This is a genomic window from Streptomyces sp. NPDC046977, assembly GCF_040644455.1.
Classification (GTDB): Bacteria; Actinomycetota; Actinomycetes; order Streptomycetales; family Streptomycetaceae; genus Actinacidiphila.
Genome location: NZ_JBEYWO010000022.1, coordinates 69,328 through 89,770, shown reverse-complemented (window position 1 = coordinate 89,770; position 20,443 = coordinate 69,328). Strand labels below are relative to the sequence as shown.

Genomic DNA, 20,443 nt, shown 5'->3' with positions numbered 1-20,443 from the left:
TACGTACGTCGCTTTTCAGTCATCTGACGGTCAGTATGCCCGCGCGACGACCGCCACGGTACCCGGCGCGTCGTCCGAATCCGGCACCGCCCCGTCCTCGGTGAGCAGGCAGCGCACGGACACACCCTGCTCGGCGAGCTTGGCCTCGCCCTCCGGGCCCAGGTCGGCCCACGGAATGCGGGCCCAGCCGGTGGCCGCGGCCTCGGCGGCCTCGCCGATGGTCGCGACGTCCACGGTGCGCGACTCGCGGCGCTCTCGGGACAGGCGCAGCAGCGTGGCCTGGTCCTCCTCCAGCGCCTTGGGGATCAGGGCGGTGAGCTCGTCGATGGCCACCGGCTCCTTGCCGCCGGGGATGCGGCGGGCCAGCATCGCGGTGCCGTTCTCCAGGTCGCGCGGACCGACCTCGACACGGACGGGCACGCCCTTGAGCTCCCAGTCCACGGCACGGCGGCCGAAGGGGGTGTCGGTGCGCACGTCCACCTGCACGCGGACGCCCGCGGCCTTGAGCCGGTCGCCGATCTCGCGGACCTTGGCGACGACCGCGTCGTCCCCCTTGATCGCGAGCACGACGGCCTGCACGGGTGCCAGCCGCGGCGGCACGCGCAGTCCGTTGTCGTCGCCGTGGCTCATGATCAGGCCGCCGACCATGCGGGTCGAGGTGCCCCACGAGGTCTGCCAGACCAGCTCCTGCTGCCCTTCCCTGGACAGGTAGGAGGTGTTGAAGGCCTTGGCGAAGTTGGTGCCCAGCTCGTGGCTGGTGCCCAGCTGCAGCGCCTTGCCGTCGCCCATCATGCCTTCGAGGGTGAGGGTGTTGATGGCGCCGGCGAAGCGCTCGCGGGCGGTCTTGCGGCCGAGCAGGACGTCGATGCCGAGGACGCCGGTCATGAAGTCGCCGTAGACCTCGCGGTGGATCATCGAGGCGTAGTCGCGCGCGTCCTCGAAGGTGGCGTGCGCGGTGTGGCCCTCCTGCCAGAGGAACTCGCTCGTGCGCAGGAAGAGCCGCGAGCGCATCTCCCAACGGACGACGTTCGCCCACTGGTTGATCAGCAGGGGCAGGTCGCGGTAGCTCTGCACCCACTTGGAGAAGTACTCGTTGACGATGGTCTCGGAGGTGGGCCGGACGACGACCGGCTCCTCCAGCTCCTTGCCGCCGCCGTGGGTCACCACGGCCAGCTCCGGGGCGAAGCCCTCGACGTGCTCGGCCTCCCGGGTCAGGTAGGACTGCGGGATGAAGAGCGGGAAGTACGCGTTCTGGGCGCCCGCCTCCTTGATCCGCGCGTCCATCTCCTGCTGCATCCGCTCCCACAGCGCGTACCCGTACGGCCGGATGACCATGGTGCCGCGCACCGGGCCGTTGTCGGCCAGTTCGGCCTTGTTGATCAGGTCCTGGTACCAGCGCGGGAAGTCGTCCGCCTGGGGCGTGAGTACGGGAGCCTTTGCCATGCCGCAGATGGTACGGGTCCGCCGCCGCCGGACGTGAATCGACGGGGCGCGCGCCCCGTCGCGGGTTCGGCTCAATCCCCGCCTTCAAACCTCTGGACTACGGCCCGGAAGGGGAGTTGGCTGACCTAGGGGGGTGCACCGCGTAACCGGGAACATGCGCGGCGTAACGGGGGAGCGGACGAGGAAAGCTTTCAGCGAGACCGCGACGCGGCTGAAGGGGCGATCTATGACACCTACGCTCGCACACCCACCGATGCACCGGACCGACGGAAGGGCGCGGGACTGGGCCGAGATCCAGGAGCGGATGCTCGTACCGCTCTACGAGGCCGTGCACGAGCGCCTGAACGTCGGCACCGGAACACGCCTGCTGGGCGTCGGATGCGGTGCGGGGCTCGCGCTGCTCATGGCCGCCGCCCGGGGCGCCACCGTCACCGGGTGCGACCCCGACGACCACCGGCTGGCACTCGCGCGGCAGCGACTGCTGCCGGCCCCGCAATGGGGCGTCCCCGCACCCTCCCCCGGCCGCGTACGGCTGGTGCCCGGCGGACCGGGGGCGACGGCCGCGCCCGGCGCGCAGCCGTTCACGGTGATCACCGCGTTCGACCCGGCGGCGCCGCCGTCGGACCTGGTGCCGGCGCTGCGCGCGGCGGCCGTTCTCGCCGAGCGCAGCAGCCCCGTCGTCCTGGCCGGCTGGGGGCCGCCCGAGCGGTGCGCGACCGGGCGGGTGCTGCGGGTCGCCGCGCGCCTGGCCGAACCGCGCGGCGCCGCCGTGGAGACCCGCCTCAGCGGCCGCGACGACCTGGAGGACATGGCCCGCGCCGCGGGCCTGCGCCCGGACGGGTCGGGACGGGTCTCCTGCCCGTTCGGCTACCCCGACATGGACAGCGCGGTGCGCGGCCTGGTCTCCACCGGGCTCTTCGACGCGGCGGCGGCCGCCACGGACGGGGACCAGGTCCGCAAGGAACTGCGGGAGGCACTGCACCCGTACCGGCGCGCGGACGGCACCGTGCGGATGGAGAACGTCTTCCGCTACCTGGTGGCACGGGTCTGACCCGCTCCGGGCCCGGCTGGAATCGATCATCTAGTCGAGGTTCCCGGCCGGCTTCTCCAGCCGGGGGATGCCGGCGGCCGCGTACGCCTCGCCCTCCTCCAGCGTCTCCGCCTCCAGCAGCCGCTCCGCCAGCGAGTCCAGTTGCCCGCGGTGCTGGTCGAGGAGGCGGCAGGCGGTGCCGTAGCACTCGTCGACGATGCGGCGCATCTCCGCGTCGACCACGTCCAGGGTGGAGGGCGCGGCCGACAGCCCGTACGGCTGCTGGGCGTCGGACGGGATCGCCGACAGCGGCCCGACCCGGTCGCTCATCCCCCACCGGCCGACCATGCCGCGCACGAGGTTGGTGACCTGCTCCAGGTCGTTCTCCGCGCCGGTGGTGATCACCCCGAACACGACGTGCTCGGCGGCCATGCCGCCGAGCGCGCCGATGATGCGGCCGCGCAGGTACTCCTCGCTGTAGGCGTAGCGGTCGGCGTCGGGCGTGGACAGGGTGACGCCCAGGGCGCGGCCGCGCGGCACGATGGTGATCTTGCGTACCGGGTCGGCGCCCGGCTGCAGCATGCCGAGCAGGGCGTGGCCCGACTCGTGGTACGCGGTGCGGCGCCGCTCCTCGGGGGAGAGCACCAGCGGCCGCTCGGCGCCGAGCTGCACCTTCTCCAGCGCGTCGGACAACTCGCGCTGCCCGACGGCCTTCTTGCCGCGCTTGACGGCGAGCAGGGCGGCCTCGTTGGCGAGGTTGGCGAGTTCCGCGCCCGTCATGCCGGGGGTCGCGCGGGCGATCCGCGTGAGGTCGATGTCATCCTGGAGCGGGACGTCGCGCAGATGGATGCGGAGGATCGCCTCGCGGCCGGCGCGGTCGGGCGGGCTGACGTGCACCGTGCGGTCGAAGCGGCCGGGCCGGGTGAGGGCGGGGTCCAGGACGTCCGGGCGGTTGGTTGCGGCGATGACGACGACGCCCTCGGAGCCGGAGAAGCCGTCCATCTCGGTGAGGATCTGGTTCAGGGTCTGCTCGCGCTCGTCGTGGCCGCCGAGTCCGCCGGCGGCGCCGCGGGCGCGGCCGATGGTGTCGATCTCGTCGATGAAGATGATCGCGGGGGCGACCTTGCGCGCCTCGGCGAACAGCTCGCGCACCCGCCCGGCGCCGACGCCGACGATCATCTCGATGAACTCCGACGCCGAGGCGGAGAAGAACGGCACGTCTGCCTCGCCCGCGACGGCCCGCGCCAGGAGCGTCTTTCCGGTACCGGGCGGCCCCGCGAGCAGCACGCCGCGCGGCATGCGCGCCCCGAGGGCCCGGTAGGCGTCGGGCCGCTTGAGGAAGTCCACGACCTCGTTGAGTTCGGCCTCGACCTCGTCGATGCCGGCGACGTCCTCGAAGGTGGTGCGCCGGCCCTGGTCGGGGCGGATCGGCACGGGCGTCTTGCGTCCGAAGCCGCCGAGCCCGCCGAGGCCGCCTCCCCCGCCGGTCAGCCGGCTCATGCGGCGCGCGATGAAGAGCCACAGCAGGACCAGCAGCAGCACCGGTGCCAGGGACAGCGCGATGTTGTACAGGATGCCGCGCTGCTGGACGACGGGCTGCGCGGTGACGGTGACCTTGTTCTTCGTCAGCGCGCCCCACAGGTCGTCCTTGGCGAAGACCGGGCGCTGCGTCTTGAACTGGGTGTAGGTCTTCTCCCCCGAGCTCTTGGGCGCGGGGGCGGACTCCCTGAGCTGGCCCTCGATGGCGTCGCCCTTGGAGTAGATCTTCGAGATGTTGTTCGCGGCGAGCTGCCGGCCGAACTCGGAGTACGAGATCGTGATCGGGCGGGCGCCGGCGACCAGCGACAGGACCAGGTCAGTGATGACGAAGACGGCGACCGCGGCCAGGATCATGCCGCCCCAGCCGCCGAGCCTGCGCCGTCGCCGGGTGGGCGGTGACGGCGGAGCCCCCTCCGCCCGCCAGGGGTCGCCCGGGTTCTTCCGGGGCGGTACCGAATTGGCCATATGGGCACCATACGGACAGCCGCCCGAGTGCGCCCCTCAAGTTCCGGGTCAGGCCCCGGGCCACTCCTCGGCGGTCAGCGCGAAGCGCTCGTGGTCCCGCCAGGCGTCGTTCAGGTAGAGCATCCGGGGCGAGAAACCCTCGTGCCGGAAGCCGAGCCGCTTGGCCATGGCGACCGACCGCTCGTTCTCCGGCTGGACGTTGATCTCCAGCCGGTGCAGGCCCAGCCCGCGCGGCTCCGCGGCGAAGCAGTGCTCCACCACCAGGCGCAGACCCTCCGTCATCCGGCCCGTGCCGGCGAAGGGCACGTAGCTGTCGTAGCCCAGCGAGGCGTTGCGGAACCGGCCCATGACGATGTTGGCCACGTTGCACTTCCCCGCGATCAGGCCGGTCTCCTCGTCGACGATGAGGAAGGTCCGCAGGCCCGGCCCCTGGCGGCGCAGCAGTTCCGGCAAGCCGTCCGGCTCGACGGGATTCCACCGGCCCACGTGTTCGGCCGAGCGGAGGACGGCCTCGCGGTACGCGGGAGCGTCGGCGAATTCCGGCAGGCGGATGTGAACGCGCATGCGTCCATCATGCCCGTGCGCCGCGGAAGCCCCCCTCCCGGGGGCGCCCGCGGCACGGCACGGGGTGACGGGCTCAGCCCATGAACTTCTTGAACTCGTCGGGCAGTTCGAACTGGTTGCCCTGGTCCTGCGGAACGCCGAAGGCATTGCCCGCCTGCTGCTCGCGCCGGGCGGCCTCGGCCTTGGCCTCCTCCGCGCGCTTCAGCGGGTTGCCGCTCTGGCGCTTGCCCTTGGCCTTCTTCTGCTGCTTCTTCTGACGGCCGCCGCCCATCCCCGGCATGCCGGGCATCCCGGGGATGCCGCCCTGGGCCATCCGGGACATCATCTTGCGGGCCTCGAAGAACCGCTCGACCAGGCCCTTCACCGCGCTGACCTCCACACCGGAACCGCGGGCGATACGGGCCCTGCGGGAACCGTTGATGATCATCGGGTCCTGGCGCTCGCCCGGGGTCATCGACTTGATGATCGCGGCGGTGCGGTCCACGTCGCGCTCGTCGAGGTTGTTGATCTGGTCCTTGATCTGGGCCATGCCCGGCAGCATGCCGAGCAGCTTGGAGATCGAGCCCATCTTGCGGACCTGCTCCATCTGCTGGAGGAAGTCGTCGAGGGTGAACTCCTTGGGACCCTTGGCCAGCTTCTCGGCCATCTTCTGGGCCTCGGCCTGGCTGAAGGTCTGCTCGGCCTTCTCGATCAGGCTGAGGACGTCACCCATGCCGAGGATGCGCGAGGCCATCCGGTCGGGGTGGAAGGCGTCGAAGTCGTCCAGCTTCTCGCCGTTGGAGGCGAACATGATCTGCCGGCCGGTGACGTGCGCGATGGAGAGCGCGGCACCACCGCGCGCGTCGCCGTCGAGCTTGGACAGCACCACGCCGTCGAAGCCGACGCCGTCGCGGAAGGCCTCGGCGGTGTTGACCGCGTCCTGGCCGATCATGGCGTCGACGACGAAGAGGATCTCGTCGGGCTGCACGGCGTCGCGGATGTCCGCGGCCTGCTGCATCATCTCGGAGTCGATGCCGAGGCGGCCGGCGGTGTCGACGACGACGACGTCGTACTGCTTGGCCCGGGCGTGCTCGACGGAGTCCTTGGCGACCTGCACCGGGTCGCCCACGCCGTTGCCCGGCTGCGGGGCGAAGACGGCGACACCGGCCCGCTCACCGACGACCTGGAGCTGGTTGACGGCGTTGGGACGCTGGAGGTCGGCCGCGACGAGCAGCGGGGCGTGGCCCTGCGTCTTCAGCCAGCGGCCGAGCTTTCCGGCCAGCGTGGTCTTACCGGCACCCTGCAGACCCGCGAGCATGATCACGGTCGGCGGCTGCTTGGCGAACCGCAGACGGCGGGTCTCGCCGCCGAGGATGCCGACCAGCTCCTCGTTGACGATCTTGATGACCTGCTGGGCCGGGTTCAGCGCCTGCGAGACCTCGACGCCGGCGGCCCTCTCCTTGACCTGCTTGATGAACGCGCGGACCACCGGCAGGGCGACGTCCGCCTCCAGCAGCGCGATGCGGATCTCGCGCGCCGTGGCGTCGATGTCGGCCTCGGAGAGGCGGCCCTTGCCCCGGAGGTTCTTGAATGTCGCTGCGAGGCGGTCGGAAAGGGTGTCGAACACGTCGGTCGCGGATCCTCAGGTCGGGGGCGGGAGGTGGATCGCCCTCCAGGGTATCCGCCCGGCCCCTGAAAGGTCTCCATGGCGTCAGCGCAGTGCCCGCTCCACCTGCTCGGCGAGCTCGGCCGCGCGTACGTCGGGAAGCGGATCGCCGTTGCCGTCGGTGACGTAGAACGCGTCCACCGCGTTGGCGCCGAGCGTGCTGATCCGGGCGGAGCGCACATTGACGCCCGCCGTCTCCAGGGCGCTGCCGATCCGGTGCAGCAGGCCCGGGGCGTCATGGGCGCGGACCTCGATGACGGTCGCCGCCTTGGAGGTGCCGGGCACGATGGTGACCCGCGGCGGGGGCGGGGTCACGCCGCGCCTCCGGGGGTACGCCGACTCGCGCTCGGCGAGCCGGGTCGCGATGTCCAGCGAGCCGCCGAAAGCGCGGGCGAAGTCGTTGCGCAGCCGGGCCGCCTCGGGCAGGGACCCGTACTCGGCGGCCACGCGCCAGCGCAGCAGGGTGACCGGGCCCTCGCCGATGGGGTCGACCGCGCGCAGGTCGGCGGCGCGGACGGTGAGCCGGTGCAGGGCGAGGACGCCGGCGGCGGCCGCCAGCAGACCGGGACGGTCCGGCACGGCCAGCAGCAGCTCGACGCCGACCGGCTCCGGCTCGTCGTCCGCGGCCTTCGACGAGGCGTCCTGCGGGCCGGACTCGGTGTGGGCGTGCAGGGCGATCACCGGGCCGCCGGTACGGGCGGCCTCGACCGCGAGGCGCTCCTCCTCGGCGGTGGTCTCGGGGGCGGCGGGCTCCGGCACCTCACCGCTCGCCAGTACGGCGGCGACCCGTTTGACCAGGTCGGCGACGAGGGAGGCCCGCCAGGCGCTCCAGGCCGCGGGGCCGGTGGCCAGCGCGTCCGCCTCGGTGAGCGCGTGCAGCAGCTCCAGGGTCTCGGTGTCGCGCACGGCCTCGGCGACGGCCTCGACGGTGACCGGGTCGTCCAGGTCGCGGCGGGTCGCCGTCTCGATCAGCAGCAGGTGGTGGCGGACCAGCAGGGCCAGGGTCGCGACGTCGGCGCGGCCGAAGCCGAAGCGGGCCGCGGCGTCGCGTGCGATGACCTCGCCCGCCTCGGAGTGGTCACCGGGCCAGCCCTTGCCGATGTCGTGCAGCAGGGCCGCGATGAGCAGCAGGTCGGGGCGGCCGACCCGGCGGGTCAGCCGGGAGGCCCGCACGGCGCACTCGATGAGGTGCCGGTCGACGGTCCAGATGTGCACGGCGTTGCGCTGCGGACGGCAGCGCACCCGCTCCCAGTCCGGGATCAGCCGGGTGACCATGCCCTCGGCCTCCAGCGCCTCCCACACCGGGACGGTGGACTCCCCCGCCCCCAGCAGCGTCACCAGCTGCTCGCGGGCCTCGGCGGGCCACGGCACCGGCAGCGGGCGGGCGGCCTGGGCGACGGCGAGCCGGCGGACCGCGTGCAGGGACAGCGGCAGGCCGTTCTGCGCGGCGGCGGCCGCGGCGCGCAGCGGCAGCGCCGGATCGCGCTCGGGCCGGACCGTACGGGCGAGAACGGCCTCGCCCTCGTGCTCCACGACGCCCTCGGCCAGCGGGGTGCGCTCGGCCGTCGCCCCGTTCTGCTCGGGCCGGCCTCGGCCGAGCAGGCCGCGGCGCCGGGGCCGGGTCTGCCGCGCGCGCAAGACCCGGCCGACCTCGCGCCAGGTGACGTCGAAGGCGTAGGAGACGGTGCGGGCCGACTCGTACACCTGGCGCAGCAGGGTGTCGGCGTCGAGCAGGCCGAGCGCGTCGGCGACCTGGTCCTGCTCCTGCAGCGCGAGACGGTCGGTGGCGCGGCCGGTGACGATGTGGAGGGCGTCGCGGGCGTCGAGCAGCCGGGTCCGGGCGTCCTCCAGGCCCTCGCGGGGGGCGTCGGCCAGCCAGGAGGCGGCCACTGCGCGCAGTGCGGTGGCGTCCCGCAGGCCGCCGCGGGCCTCCTTGAGATCGGGTTCGAGGAGGTAGGACAGCTCGCCCTGGCGCTCGGCGCGCTCCAGGCAGAGTTCGTGGAGCGCGGGCAGCCGCTTGGGGGCCTGGTTGCGCCAGTCGGCGAGGACGGCGGAGCGCAGGGACGCGGTGAGAGCGGCGTCGCCCGCGAGGTGGCGCGCGTCGAGCAGGCCGAGCTGGACCTTGAGGTCCTCGCCCGCGGTCCTGCGGGCCTCGGCGGGGGTCCGCACCGAGTGGTCGAGGGCGACGCCCAGGTCCCACACGGGGTACCAGACGCCGTCCGCGAGGGACGCGACGGTGGCGGCCTTGCCGGAACCGTCGTGCAGGAGCAGCAGGTCGAGGTCGCTGCGGGGGGAGAGCTCGGCCCGGCCGTAGCCGCCGACGGCGACCAGGGCCCACGCGCCGACGCCGGCCCGCGCGGCCGCGCCGTGGGCGACTGCGGCCAGCCAGCGGTCGGTGATGCCGGCCAGTGCCTTGCGCCGCGCCGGCCCCGAGGGTCCGTCGCCGTTCAGCAGCGCCAGCCGGGCGGCGGCGTAGCCCTCCGGGGTGTTGTCGCCGGCCTTGGCCTCGACGCTCTCCGTCACACTGTCTCCCGTCGCCGTGCGGACGGGGCGCGGCCGGATCCCGGCCGCGCCCCGTGCTGTCTCAGAGCGCGTCCGGCCCGCGCTCGCCGGTGCGGACCCGCACCGCCGTGTCGACCGGCAGGCTCCAGACCTTGCCGTCACCGATCTTTCCGGTGCGGGCCGCCTTGACGATGACGTCGATCAGCTGGTCGGCGTCGCTGTCCTCGACGAGCACCTCGATGCGGACCTTCGGGACGAGGTCGACGGTGTACTCGGCACCCCGGTAGACCTCGGTGTGGCCCCGCTGCCGGCCGTAGCCGCTCGCCTCGGTGACGGTCAGGCCCTGCACGCCGAAGGCCTGGAGGGCCTCCTTGATCTCGTCCAACCGGTGCGGCTTCACAACTGCCGTGATGAGCTTCACGCATCCACCTTCTTCGAAGAGGCGCCGGCCTCGGTGCCACTGCTGCTGTCCAGGGAGGAGAGAACGGAGCGGACGGCGCCGGCCACACCCGCGAAGTCGTAGCCGGTCTCCGCGTGCTCGGCCTGGTCGATGCCCGCGACCTCGGTGTCCTCGCTCACCGTGAATCCGATCACCAGGTCGATGAGCTTGGCAAGGACCGCCGAGGCGACCAGGGAGTAGGCGAGGACCACGCCGACACCGAGGAACTGCTTCCACAGCTGGTCGAAGCCGCCGCCGTAGAAGACGCCCTTGGCGGTCTGGCCGACGCCGCCGGTGGCCAGGAAGCCGATCAGCAGGGAGCCGATGATGCCGCCGACCATGTGGACGCCGATGACGTCGAGGGAGTCGTCGAAGCCGAACTTGTACTTCAGGCCGACCGCGGCGGCGCAGGCCACACCGGCGATGACACCGACCGCGATGGCGCCGAGCGGGCTGACCGAGCCGCAGGCCGGGGTGATGGCGACCAGGCCGGAGACCGCGCCGGAGGCCGCACCCAGGGTGGTGAAGGAGCCGTGCTTGATCCGCTCGTAGGCGAGCCAGCCCAGCATGGCGGCGGCGGTGGCGACCTGCGTGTTGGTGAAGGCCACGGCCGCGACGCCGTCTGAGGCGAGCCAGGAGCCGGCGTTGAAGCCGAACCAGCCGAACCACAGCAGACCGGCGCCGAGCATGACCAGCGGCAGGTTGTGCGGCCGGAACGGGTCCTTCTTGAAGCCCACGCGCTTGCGGATCACGAGGATCACGCCGAGCGCCGCCGCACCGGCGTTGATGTGCACCGCCGTACCACCGGCGAAGTCGATCACGCCGTGCGTGAACAGGAAGCCGTCGGACGCCCAGACCATGTGCGCGACCGGGAAGTACACGATCGTGACCCACAGCGCGACGAACAGCGACCAGGCGACGAACTTCACCCGGTCCGCGAGCGCCCCGCTGATCAGGGCGGGGGTGATGATCGCGAACATCAGCTGGAAGACGGCGAAGACATAGACCGGGATGGTGTAGCCGTCCCACAGTTGGGAGATCCCGATGTTCCGCATGCCGGCCCAGTCGAGGCCGCCGACGAAGGCGTTGCCGGAGTCGAAGGCGAGGGTGAAGCCGTAGAGCGTCCAGAGCACGGTGACGATGCCGATGGCGATGAAGCTCATCATCAGCATGTTCAGCACGCTCTTGACCCGCACCATGCCGCCGTAGAAGAAGGCGAGGCCGGGGGTCATCACGAGCACGAGTGCGGCGCTCAGCAGCATGAACGCCGTGCTGCCGCTGTCCAACTTGGGCGTGTCTGCGGCAAGCGTCAAAATGCCTGCTGCCATCGGCGTCTCCTCGTCATCCGGACGGCCCGTGCGGGAAAGGGGCTTGTGGGCCGGTTTTCGCCATGAGGTTGTCCCAGGCGGGTTTCCGTGGGCGCCACCCGGTGTTTCGAGGCCGTGACGAAGAAGTCGGCTGTGTTACGTCACGATGAACCGCAGCCTCAGCGTAAGCCGCCGTGACTGCTCCGTGACCATCGGCGGGGCCGACACGCTGTATACGGGACCGGCCGCGGACGGCCACCCGGTTGACCTGGCATGGGGGAGCCGAGTCGGGCTGTCGGGATGGCCGGCCGCGGCCGGAGTGCTGGGGCGGTGGCGGGATCAGGCCGTTTCCGCGGCCTCGGGGAGGGCGGAGGCGAGCCGTTCGGTGAGCTGGGCGACCTCGGCCACATGGCCGTAGTGGCGCAGTGCGGAGTCGGCGGTCTTGCGGATGCGGGTGTTGACCCGTTCGGAGCGCACGTGCCGGGCCACGTCGATGGCCTGCACGGTGAGGCGTGCCGCCTGCTCGGGTTCCTTCTCCAGCAGGTGCACCGTGGCCATGCCGATCAGGTTGAGGGCATAGGCACGCTGATGGACGCTGTCGCCGGCGAACAGGTCGACGGCCTTCTGCATCACGGGGTGTGCGAGTGAGGCGTACGCGGGGCTGCGGCCGGCCACATAGGCCAGGTCGCGGTAGGAGTGGGCGTTCTCGGCGTTGAGCTCGGCCTCGTTGAAGAAGCTGATCCAGTCCGGGTCCTCGGTGGGACAGGAGTCGGAGTAGGCGTCCTCGGCCATCCGCACGGCCCGGTGGCACTTGTTGACCTGGCCCATGGTGGCGTAGGCGCGGGCCTCCACCGCGTGCAGCATCGCCTGGGTGGTGGCGGTCGCGGTGCCGCGGCTGCCGTACTGCGCCAGATGGATGAGCTCCAGGGCGTCCTCCGGCCGGTCCAGGTGGATCATCTGGCGGCTCATGCTCGACAGGATGAACGCGCCCAGCGGCTGGTCGTCGGCCTCCTTGGCCGAGTGCAGCGCGAGGACCAGGTACTTCTGGGCGGTGGGGTGCAGACCGACGTCGTAGGACATCCAGCCGGCGAGGGCGGCCAGTTCCGCGGTGACGCGGTAGAGCCGGCGGGCGACGGCCTGCGGGTGCGGCTCCTGCAGCAGGTCGGTGACCTCGTGCAGTTGGCCGACGACGGCCTTGCGGCGCAGGCCGCCACCGCACTGGTTGTCCCACTGGCGGAACATCACCGTGGTGGCCTCCAGCAGTTCCAGCTCGGGGCCGGAGAGCCTCGGCCGGCGGTCGCCGGACTCACGGAGCGGTGACTGCGGGTCGGCGCCGCCCTGCGGAGGAACGGGCACGAGCCAGCGCTGCATCGGTTCCACGAGGGACGGGCCGGCGGAGAGCATCAGGGAGGTGCCGAGGAAACCGCGGCGGCCCAGCATGAGGTCGCTGCGCGAGAACTCGTTGATCAGCTGGACGGTCTGCGGGCCGGCCCACGGCAGGTCGACCCCGGTGGCGGCGGGTGGCTGGTGGGCGGGGCGCAGCCCCAGGTCCTCCACCGGGACGACGCAGCCGAAGCGCTCGGAGAACAGCTCGGAGAGGATGCGCGGAATGGGCTCGCGCGGCTGCTCGCCGTCGAGCCAGCGGCGTACCCGGGAGGTGTCCGTGCTGACGTGCAGCGCGCCCATCTGCCGTGCCCTGCGGTTCACTTGACGCGCGAGTTCGCCCTTGGACCAGCCGCTGCGCGCAAACCATGAGGTCAACTGCGCGTTGGGCTGCTTGTCCTGTGTGCCGCCCACCGTCATGCCCCCATTCCGTCGCCCAACACCGCGGAGGCTTGGACCCGTTGCCTGGTTCGGCCCCCAAGTGCTCAGTGTGCTACGAGCCTTGCCTCCGGCATACCCGCCGGCCCGCATACTCCCCGGGGCTTCCCAACCGAAAGTAATCCTACGATCACCCATCCGGCGACCCCCTTGCGGAAACGCCACCATTCGCCACCCCTTCGAATGAACTACGTCCGCACGCGGCGCGCTTCACTTGACACACGCCGACCAGGCACGGGCGTAACCATCGGCAACTTCGACCCGTTGGGGGTGTCATGGGCTTCACGATCGGCAGCATGCGGGAGATGCGAAACATCCGCTCCGGCGCGCGCCGCCGCACGCACGCCTCGGCGTGCACCACCGTGGCGGAGTACACGGGGTTGTGCGGCTGGGCGGTGGCGCCGGGTGCGCGCGCCACACGCGGGGGCGGCCAGTGCTCCTGCGGGGACCCGGGCTGCAAGGCACCGGGGGCGCACCGGCTGGACTTCGCCGGCGAGGTACCGGCCGGCGCGACGCTGGAGCAGGCCGTGGCCGCATGGGAGCAGGTGCCGGGCGCGGCGCTCATGCTGCCCGTGGGGCGCACCTTCGACGTGATCGAAGTGGCGGAACGATCCGGCGTACGCGCTCTGGTGCGTCTGGAGCGCATGGGACTGCGCCTCGGGCCGGTCGTCGCCACCCCGGACGGCCGGGCGCAGTTCTTCGTCGCTCCGGGCGCCGCCGCGGAGCTGCCGCACCTGCTCTACCGCATGGGCTGGGACGACGCTGACCTCGACCTGCGCTGCCTCGGCCTCGGCGACGACATCACCGCGCCGCCCTCCGACCTCGGCGGCCTGGGCCCCGTCCGGTGGCTGCGGCCGCCGGCCCTGGACGCCGCCCAGCAGCCCCCCGAGGCGCGCCTGCTGCTCGGCACCCTCGCGTACGTCTGCCACCGCGACCGCGCGTACGCCTGAGCGGACCCCCGCACCAGGTCCCGCCCAGGCATGAGTAAGGGGCGCGCTCCCTGGAGCGCGCCCCTTACTCATGCACTGAAGTGCTTGCCGACCGGGACTAGGAACCGATCAGCGCGTCCACGAAGGCCTCGGGCTCGAAGGGGGCGAGGTCGTCCGCGCCCTCGCCCAGGCCGATGAGCTTGACGGGCACGCCCAGCTCACGCTGGACCGCCACAACGATGCCGCCCTTGGCCGTGCCGTCGAGCTTGGTCAGCACGATGCCGGTGATGTCCACGACCTCGGCGAAGACGCGGGCCTGCACCAGGCCGTTCTGGCCGGTGGTGGCGTCGAGCACGAGCAGGACCTCGTCCACCGGGCCGTGCTTCTCCACGACGCGCTTGACCTTGCCCAGTTCGTCCATGAGGCCGGTCTTGGTGTGCAGCCGGCCGGCGGTGTCGATGAGCACGACGTCCGCGCTCTCGGCGATGCCCTCCTTGACCGCGTCGAAGGCGACCGACGCGGGGTCGCCGCCCTCGGGCCCGCGCACCGTACGCGCGCCGACCCGCTCGCCCCAGGTCTGCAGCTGGTCGGCCGCGGCGGCACGGAAGGTGTCGGCAGCACCGAGGACGACGCTGCGGCCGTCGGCGACGAGCACACGGGCGAGCTTGCCGGTGGTGGTGGTCTTGCCGGTGCCGTTGACACCGACGACCATCAGCACGGCCGGCTGGTCCGCCCCGTCCGCGTTGGGCCTGCCCTCGGTGTGCAGGGTGCGGTCGAAGTCCGTGCCGACGAGGGTCAGCAACTCCTCGCGCAGCAGCGCGCGCAGCTCCGCGGGGGTCCGGGTGCCCATCACCCGCACCCGCGTGCGCAGCCGCTCGACCAGCTCCTGGGTGGGGGCGACACCGACGTCCGCGGTGAGCAGGGTGTCCTCGACCTCCTCCCACGTGTCCTCGTCCAGGTGCTCACGGGAGAGCAGGGTGAGCAGCCCCTTGCCGAGCGCGGTCTGCGAGCGGGAGAGCCGTGAACGCAGCCGCACCAGGCGGCCCGCGGTCGGCTCCGGCAGCTCGATCTCGACGGCGGCGGGGGGCTCCTCGACGACGACGCCGGGGCCCGCGGCCCCGTCCGCGTCGGGGAGCTCGACCTCTTCGATGGTCCGGCGGGGTTCGTCCCGCGGTTCCTCGGCCTCGTCGCCGACATGGGGTTCGGCGGGGGGCGCGGTGATCGTCGGGGTCTCGGTGGGCGGTGCGGGGGGCAGCTGCTTCCTGCGGCGGCTGCCCACCACCAGCCCGCCGGCCGCGAGGATCACGACCAGGGCGATGACTACGGCAAGAATGACGGTTTCCATAACCCGTCCAGTATCGGTCACGCGACGCCCTCCCCAGGGAGCCACCCGGGCACGGGTTCCCAAGTCCGCTCAACTGACGGCCGGTCGGTGAACACGTGGCGGCGAGGGAGGCGGGTCTAGCCCATCTCCTCCAGGGTCTTGCCCTTCGTCTCGGGCACGAACGCGAGCACGAAGGGGATCGACAGCAGCGCGAAGGCCGTGTAGATCACGTACGTCAGCGACAGGTTCCAGTCGGCCAGGCTGGGGAAGCTGGCGGTGATCACCCAGTTGGCGATCCACTGCGCCGACGCGGCGACGCCGAGCGCCGCGGCCCGGATGCGGTTCGGGAACATCTCGCCGAGGAAGACCCACACCACGACACCCCACGACAGGGCGAAGAACAGCACGAAGGCGTGCGCGCCGATCAGCGCCACCGCGCCCTCGGCGCCCGGCAGGGTGATGTCGCCTCCGCTGCCGGTCTTGTGGGAGAAGGCCCAGGCGACCAGGCCCAGGGAGACCGCCATGCCCGCGGAGCCGATGAGCGTCAGCGGCTTGCGGCCGATCCGGTCGACGAAGACCATCGCGATCACGGTGCCGATGATGTTGATGATCGACGTGGTGAACGAGTACAGGAACGAGCTGCTCGGGTCGATGCCGACGGACTGCCAGAGCGTCGCGGAGTAGTAGAAGATCACGTTGATGCCGACGAGCTGCTGGAACACCGACAGCCCGATGCCGATCCACACGATCGGGGCGAAGCCGAAGCGCCCGCCCAGCAGGTCCTTGAACGTGGAGCGGTGCTCGCTCCTCATGTGGGAGCGGATCTCGGCGACACGGGCGTCGGTGTCGGCGCCCTCGCCCTCGATGTCGCGCAGCACCTTCCTGGCGTCCGCCAGACGGCCGGCGGAGATCAGGAACCGGGGCGACTCGGGGATGGCGAAGGACAGCACGCCGTACAGGACGGCGGGCACGACCATGACGCCGAGCATCAGCTGCCAGGCCTCGACGCCCAGCAGGTGCCCGCGCTGGTCGCCGCCGGCGGCCTGGAGGATGCCCCAGTTGACGAGCTGGGACACGGCGATGCCGATGACGATCGCGGCCTGCTGGAACGAGCCGAGCCGGCCGCGGTAGGCGGCGGGGGCGACCTCGGCGATGTAGGCGGGGCCGATGACCGACGCCATGCCGATGGCGAAGCCGCCGATGACCCGCCAGACGGCCAGGTCCCACAGGGCGAAGGGCAGCGCGGAACCGACGGCGCTGACGGTGAAGAGCCCCGCGGCGATCCGCATCACCCGGATGCGGCCGATGCGGTCGGCGATCCGGCCGGCGGTGGCGGCGCCGATGGCGCAGCCGATGAGCGCGATGGCGACGACCTGGGCGAGTGCGGCAGAGCCGATGTCGTACTTCCCGCGGATGCCCTCGACGGCGCCGTTGATGACGGAGCTGTCGTAGCCGAAGAGGAAGCCGCCCATGGCGGCGGCCGCGGTGATGAAGATGACGTGGCCGAGATCGGCATGACCTGCCGTGCCGGCCTTCTGCGTGGTGGTGGTCACTGGTGAATCTCCCGGACTCTGTGTTGAGCCCACAGGTGGGGGCATGAGCTACGAGTGCCGGGACTCCCCAAGTCACCATCACTCGAACACTAAGAGAACATCGCAGACCCTAATCATTTAAGCTTCAAAGTCAAAACGCATACTTTTGCCGCACAAGGGAAGGCAGTCCGCCCCACTCCCCTTCATTTCTTCACGGATTGCACCCGGACGGCCCTCATGTCTTCAGGCGCTGACTGATCACCTTCGAGACGCCGTCGCCCTGCATGGAGACGCCGTACAGCGCGTCCGCCACCTCCATGGTGCGCTTCTGGTGCGTGATCACGATCAGCTGCGAGCTCTCCTGGAGCTCCCGCATGATGCGGATCAGCCGCTGCAGGTTGGTGTCGTCCAGCGCCGCCTCGACCTCGTCCATCACGTAGAACGGGCTGGGGCGCGCCTTGAAAATCGACACCAGGAGCGCGACGGCGGTCAACGAGCGCTCGCCGCCGGACAGCAGCGACAGCCGCTTGACCTTCTTGCCCGGCGGCCGCGCCTCCACATCCACGCCCGTGGTCAGCATGTTCTCCGGATCGGTGAGGATCAGCCGGCCGTCGCCGCCGGGGAAGAGCCGCGAGAAAACGCCCTCGAACTCGCGCGCCGTGTCGTGGTACGCGGAGGTGAAGACCTGCTCGACCCGCTCGTCGACCTCCTTGACGACCTGGAGCAGGTCGGCGCGCGTCTTACGGAGGTCCTCCAGCTGCTCGGACAGGAACTTGTGCCGCTCCTCCAGCGCCGCGAACTCCTCCAGCGCCAGCGGGTTGACCTTGCCCAGCTGCTGGTAGGCGCGCTCCGCCGCCTTCAGCCGCTTCTCCTGCTCGCCGCGGTGGTAGGCGCGGGGCTTGTTGCGGGGGTGCTCCGGGTCCTCCGGCAGCTCCTCGCCCTCGGCGGGCGGCGACGGCGGCACGAGCTGGTCGGGGCCGTACTCGGCAATGAGCCCGGCCGGCTCGACGCCGTGCTCCTCCAGTGCCTTGGCCTCCATCTGCTCGATGCGCATCCGCTTCTCGGCGCCCAGCACCTCGCCCTTGTGCACGGAATCGGTCAGCCGGTCCAGTTCGGACTTCAGCTCCCGCCCCTGGCGGCGCTCCGTGTCCAGCTCCGCCTCGCGCTCCGCCTTGGCCCGCTCGGCCGCCGCGCGCTCCGCCTCGGCGCGGGAGAGCGACACCTGCACGTACGCGAGCAGGCCGTGCGCACCCTGCAGCACGGCGGACGCGACCTGCGCCTCGTACGCCAGACGCGCCTTGCGCCGCTCCGCGCGGGCCCGCGCCTCCCGCTCGGCGCGGGCGGCCCGGTCCAGTCCGTCGGCACGGCCGGCGAGGCCCTTGACGCGCTCCTCGTGCGTCCGCACCTGGAGCCGCGCCTCCATCTCCGTCTGCCGGGCGTTGGCGCCGTCGGCGGCGAGCCGGTCGCGGACGGAGGTGTCGGGCTCCTCCTCGGCGGGCGCGGCCTCCGCCTCGCTGAGACGGAACGACAGCTCCTCGAACTCCTCTATGGCGGCGGCCATCGACTCCTCGGCGCGTCCCACCGCCGCGGCCGAACGTTCCGCCTCACCGCCCGCGGCCCGGGCCTGGCCGGCCAGCCGGCCCAACTGCTGGGCGACGGCCGACTTCTCCTTCTCGGCCGCGCGGCGCCGCTGCGTGAGCTCGTCGACCTGACGGGCTGCCACTGCCCTGCGCTCCTTGGCGAGTCCCTGTGCCTCGGCGAGCTCCGCGCAGCGCACGGCGAGCGACTCCAGCTCCGCCGCCGCCTCATCCACGGCGGCCTGGACCTCCAGCAGACTGGGCGCGCCGGCCGAACCGCCGTGCGCGAAGTGGGCGCCCAGTACATCGCCCTCCGCGGTGACGGCGGTCAGCGCGGGATGGCCGGACACCAGCGTCTCGGCGTCGGAGAGCGTGTCCACGACGACGACGTCCCGCAGCAGCCGGCGCACCGCGGGCAGCAGCCCGTCGGGCCCCGCGACCAGCGAGGCCGCCGAACGGCTCCCCGGGGGAAGGGCGGCGCCTCCGGCCGGCGCGGTGTCGCCCGCCACCAGCAGCGCCGCCCGTCCGGCGTCGTCCTTGCGCAGCAGGCGCAGCGCCTCCGCCGCGGCCGAAGGACCGGAGACCGCGACCGCGTCGGCGGCGGCGCCCAGCGCGGCGGCCACCGCGACCTCGTGTCCGGGGGCCACGGTGAGCAGTTCGGCCGCCGGTCCGAGCAGGCCGGTCAGCCGGTCGCCTGCGGCGAGCAGCGCGCCGGTGCCGTCCTTGCGGCGCAGCCCCATGGCCAGGGCGTCGTGACGGGCCGCCAGGGCGGCCCGTTGCCGTTCCGCGGCCGTCGCGGCCTCACGGGCGGCGGAATGGGCCTCGTCCGCGGCGGCCTGCTCGGCCTTCGCGGCGTCCAGGCGTTCGTCCAGCTCGGTGTCGTCGGCGTCCAGGTCCTCGACCCGGGCGCGCAGTTCCTCGTACTCCTCCTGCGCGGACTCCGCGCGCTCACGGGCCTCGTCGCGGGCGGCCGCCAGCCGGCCGATCTCGGCCTCGGCGGAGCCGGCCTTGGAGCGGGCGGCGTTGACCTGGCCCTGGAGCCGGGCCAGCCCCTCGCGGCGGTCGGCGATCGCCCGGGCGGCGGCCTTGAGGGCCTTGTCCTCCTCGGCGAGCCGGCGTTCGAGTTCGGCGCGGTGGTGGACGGTGTCGTCCAGGGCGCGCTGCGCGGCCTCCAGCGCCTCGGTGAGCTCGGCCTCCTGCTCGCGGATCCGGGCGGCCTCGCGCTCCATGTCCTCGGGGTCGCGACCGCGCCGCTCCTCCGGCTGCTGCGCCGTGGCGTGGCGCACCCGCTGCTCGGCCAGGCCGATGGTGCCGCGCACCCGCTCGGCCAGCTGCGACAGCCCGTACCAGGTGGCCTGGGCGTCGGCCAGCCGCGGGGCCAGCGCGCGCACCTGCTCCTCCAGCCGGGTCTCGCGCTGGATCGCGGCGGCCAGCTCCGTCTCGACGGTGTCGCGGCGCTCCTTGAGGGCGGCCTCGTCGGCGACCTCGGTGCGCAGCGCCTCCCGCAGGGTGACGAGGTCGTCGGCCAGCAGGCGCAGCCGGGCGTCGCGCAGGTCGGCCTGGATGACCGCCGCCCGTCGGGCCACCTGGGCCTGCCGCCCCAGCGGCTTCAGCTGGCGGCGCAGTTCCCCGGTGAGGTCCTGCACACGTGCGAGGTTGGCCTGCATCGAGTCGAGCTTGCGCAGCGCCTTTTCCTTGCGCTTACGGTGCTTCAGAACTCCGGCGGCCTCCTCGATGAAGGCGCGGCGGCCCATCGGATCGGCGTGCAGCACCGAATCCAGCTGCCCCTGGCCGACGATGACGTGCATTTCGCGGCCGATACCGGAGTCCGAGAGGAGTTCCTGGATGTCGAGCAGCCGGCACGTGTCGCCGTTGATCTGGTATTCGCTGCCACCGTTGCGGAACATGATCCGCGTGATGGTGACCTCGGCGTAGTCGATCGGCAGGGCGCCGTCGCTGTTGTCGATGGTCAGCGACACCTCGGCACGGCCGAGCGGCGGGCGGCCGGTCGTGCCGGCGAAGATCACGTCCTCCATCTTGCCGCCGCGCAGTGACTTCGCGCCCTGCTCGCCCATGACCCAGGACAGCGCGTCCACCACATTGGACTTGCCGGAACCGTTCGGTCCGACGACACATGTGATTCCGGGTTCGAACCGCAGGGTCGTCGCCGAGGCGAATGACTTGAACCCGCGCAGGGTCAGGCTCTTGAGGTGCACGCCGTGGGACTCTACCTGCCGCTCCCGGTTTCACCGAGGAATGCGGGGGGCACATGGAAGGAGAAGGCGAAGATCATGGGAGGGTGAGGGGGCGGGAAAACGACGAAGGG

General features: G+C 72.2%; 13 protein-coding genes. 2 read left to right on the top strand and 11 right to left on the bottom strand.

Features of this window, described 5'->3' with window-relative positions; translation table 11 throughout:
* Nucleotides 1-30: 30 nt before the first annotated feature.
* On the bottom strand, nucleotides 31-1,443 hold the full coding sequence (proS, locus tag ABZ883_RS28995) for a proline--tRNA ligase (protein ID WP_360911182.1): 1,413 nt from the start codon (nucleotides 1,441-1,443) through the stop codon (nucleotides 31-33).
* A 253-nt stretch (nucleotides 1,444-1,696) separates the two neighbouring features.
* Between proS and ABZ883_RS28990 the strand changes: the two genes are divergently transcribed.
* Nucleotides 1,697-2,494, top strand: a complete 798-nt coding sequence (locus ABZ883_RS28990; RefSeq protein WP_360911180.1) for a methyltransferase domain-containing protein — start codon at nucleotides 1,697-1,699, stop codon at nucleotides 2,492-2,494.
* 30 nt (nucleotides 2,495-2,524) lie between these two features.
* On the opposite strand, the gene ftsH is transcribed toward ABZ883_RS28990, so the two are convergent.
* The 7 genes from ftsH to ABZ883_RS28955 all read right to left on the bottom strand — a co-directional run bounded on the left by ftsH (nucleotide 2,525) and on the right by ABZ883_RS28955 (nucleotide 12,737).
* Entirely contained in the window at nucleotides 2,525-4,477 is a 1,953-nt protein-coding gene (ftsH, locus tag ABZ883_RS28985) for an ATP-dependent zinc metalloprotease FtsH (protein ID WP_360911178.1), read from the bottom strand.
* A 48-nt stretch (nucleotides 4,478-4,525) separates the two neighbouring features.
* On the bottom strand, nucleotides 4,526-5,041 hold the full coding sequence (locus ABZ883_RS28980; RefSeq protein ID WP_360911176.1) for a GNAT family protein: 516 nt from the start codon (nucleotides 5,039-5,041) through the stop codon (nucleotides 4,526-4,528).
* Nucleotides 5,042-5,114: 73 nt separating this feature from the next.
* Nucleotides 5,115-6,647 carry a signal recognition particle protein gene (ffh, locus tag ABZ883_RS28975; protein ID WP_360911174.1) on the bottom strand — a complete coding sequence of 511 codons (1,533 nt, stop codon included), beginning with the start codon at nucleotides 6,645-6,647 and terminating at the stop codon, nucleotides 5,115-5,117.
* An 84-nt stretch (nucleotides 6,648-6,731) separates the two neighbouring features.
* Nucleotides 6,732-9,209, bottom strand: coding sequence for a [protein-PII] uridylyltransferase (locus tag ABZ883_RS28970; RefSeq protein ID WP_360911172.1), 2,478 nt, complete (start codon nucleotides 9,207-9,209; stop codon nucleotides 6,732-6,734).
* A gap of 61 nt (nucleotides 9,210-9,270) precedes the next feature.
* The gene (locus ABZ883_RS28965; RefSeq protein WP_360911170.1) at nucleotides 9,271-9,609 is read right to left on the bottom strand and encodes a P-II family nitrogen regulator; all 339 of its coding nucleotides are present in this window, start codon (nucleotides 9,607-9,609) and stop codon (nucleotides 9,271-9,273) included.
* On the bottom strand, nucleotides 9,606-10,955 hold the full coding sequence (locus ABZ883_RS28960; RefSeq protein ID WP_360911168.1) for an ammonium transporter: 1,350 nt from the start codon (nucleotides 10,953-10,955) through the stop codon (nucleotides 9,606-9,608). The genes ABZ883_RS28965 and ABZ883_RS28960 overlap by 4 nt, the downstream gene beginning before the upstream one ends.
* 318 nt (nucleotides 10,956-11,273) lie before the next feature.
* Nucleotides 11,274-12,737 (bottom strand): hypothetical protein, encoded by a 1,464-nt coding sequence (locus ABZ883_RS28955; RefSeq protein ID WP_360911166.1) that lies wholly within the window; start codon nucleotides 12,735-12,737, stop codon nucleotides 11,274-11,276.
* A 293-nt stretch (nucleotides 12,738-13,030) separates the two neighbouring features.
* Here ABZ883_RS28955 and ABZ883_RS28950 point away from each other — a divergent pair, with 293 nt between their 5' ends.
* Nucleotides 13,031-13,705 (top strand): bifunctional DNA primase/polymerase, encoded by a 675-nt coding sequence (locus tag ABZ883_RS28950; RefSeq protein WP_360911164.1) that lies wholly within the window; start codon nucleotides 13,031-13,033, stop codon nucleotides 13,703-13,705.
* 97 nt (nucleotides 13,706-13,802) lie between these two features.
* Here ABZ883_RS28950 and ftsY read toward each other — a convergent pair whose 3' ends face one another.
* The 3 genes from ftsY to smc all read right to left on the bottom strand — a co-directional run bounded on the left by ftsY (nucleotide 13,803) and on the right by smc (nucleotide 20,333).
* Complete coding sequence (ftsY, locus tag ABZ883_RS28945) at nucleotides 13,803-15,029, bottom strand: signal recognition particle-docking protein FtsY (RefSeq protein WP_360911162.1); 1,227 nt, start codon at nucleotides 15,027-15,029, stop codon at nucleotides 13,803-13,805.
* 116 nt (nucleotides 15,030-15,145) lie between these two features.
* The gene (locus ABZ883_RS28940; protein ID WP_360911160.1) at nucleotides 15,146-16,561 is read right to left on the bottom strand and encodes a sugar porter family MFS transporter; all 1,416 of its coding nucleotides are present in this window, start codon (nucleotides 16,559-16,561) and stop codon (nucleotides 15,146-15,148) included.
* Between the two features lie 214 nt (nucleotides 16,562-16,775).
* Nucleotides 16,776-20,333 (bottom strand): chromosome segregation protein SMC, encoded by a 3,558-nt coding sequence (gene smc / locus ABZ883_RS28935; RefSeq protein WP_360911157.1) that lies wholly within the window; start codon nucleotides 20,331-20,333, stop codon nucleotides 16,776-16,778.
* Nucleotides 20,334-20,443: the final 110 nt, after the last annotated feature.

Bases quoted from the DNA above. Each gene is read 5' to 3' on its own strand.
- proS (WP_360911182.1), bottom strand. From the start codon at position 1,443: ATGGCAAAGGCTCCCGTACTCACGCCCCAGGCGGACGACTTCCCGCGC.
- ABZ883_RS28990 (WP_360911180.1), top strand. From the start codon at position 1,697: ATGCACCGGACCGACGGAAGGGCGCGGGACTGGGCCGAGATCCAGGAG.
- ftsH (WP_360911178.1), bottom strand. From the start codon at position 4,477: ATGGCCAATTCGGTACCGCCCCGGAAGAACCCGGGCGACCCCTGGCGG.
- ABZ883_RS28980 (WP_360911176.1), bottom strand. From the start codon at position 5,041: ATGCGCGTTCACATCCGCCTGCCGGAATTCGCCGACGCTCCCGCGTAC.
- ABZ883_RS28960 (WP_360911168.1), bottom strand. From the start codon at position 10,955: ATGGCAGCAGGCATTTTGACGCTTGCCGCAGACACGCCCAAGTTGGAC.
- ABZ883_RS28955 (WP_360911166.1), bottom strand. From the start codon at position 12,737: ATGACGGTGGGCGGCACACAGGACAAGCAGCCCAACGCGCAGTTGACC.
- ABZ883_RS28950 (WP_360911164.1), top strand. From the start codon at position 13,031: ATGGGCTTCACGATCGGCAGCATGCGGGAGATGCGAAACATCCGCTCC.
- ftsY (WP_360911162.1), bottom strand. From the start codon at position 15,029: ATGGAAACCGTCATTCTTGCCGTAGTCATCGCCCTGGTCGTGATCCTC.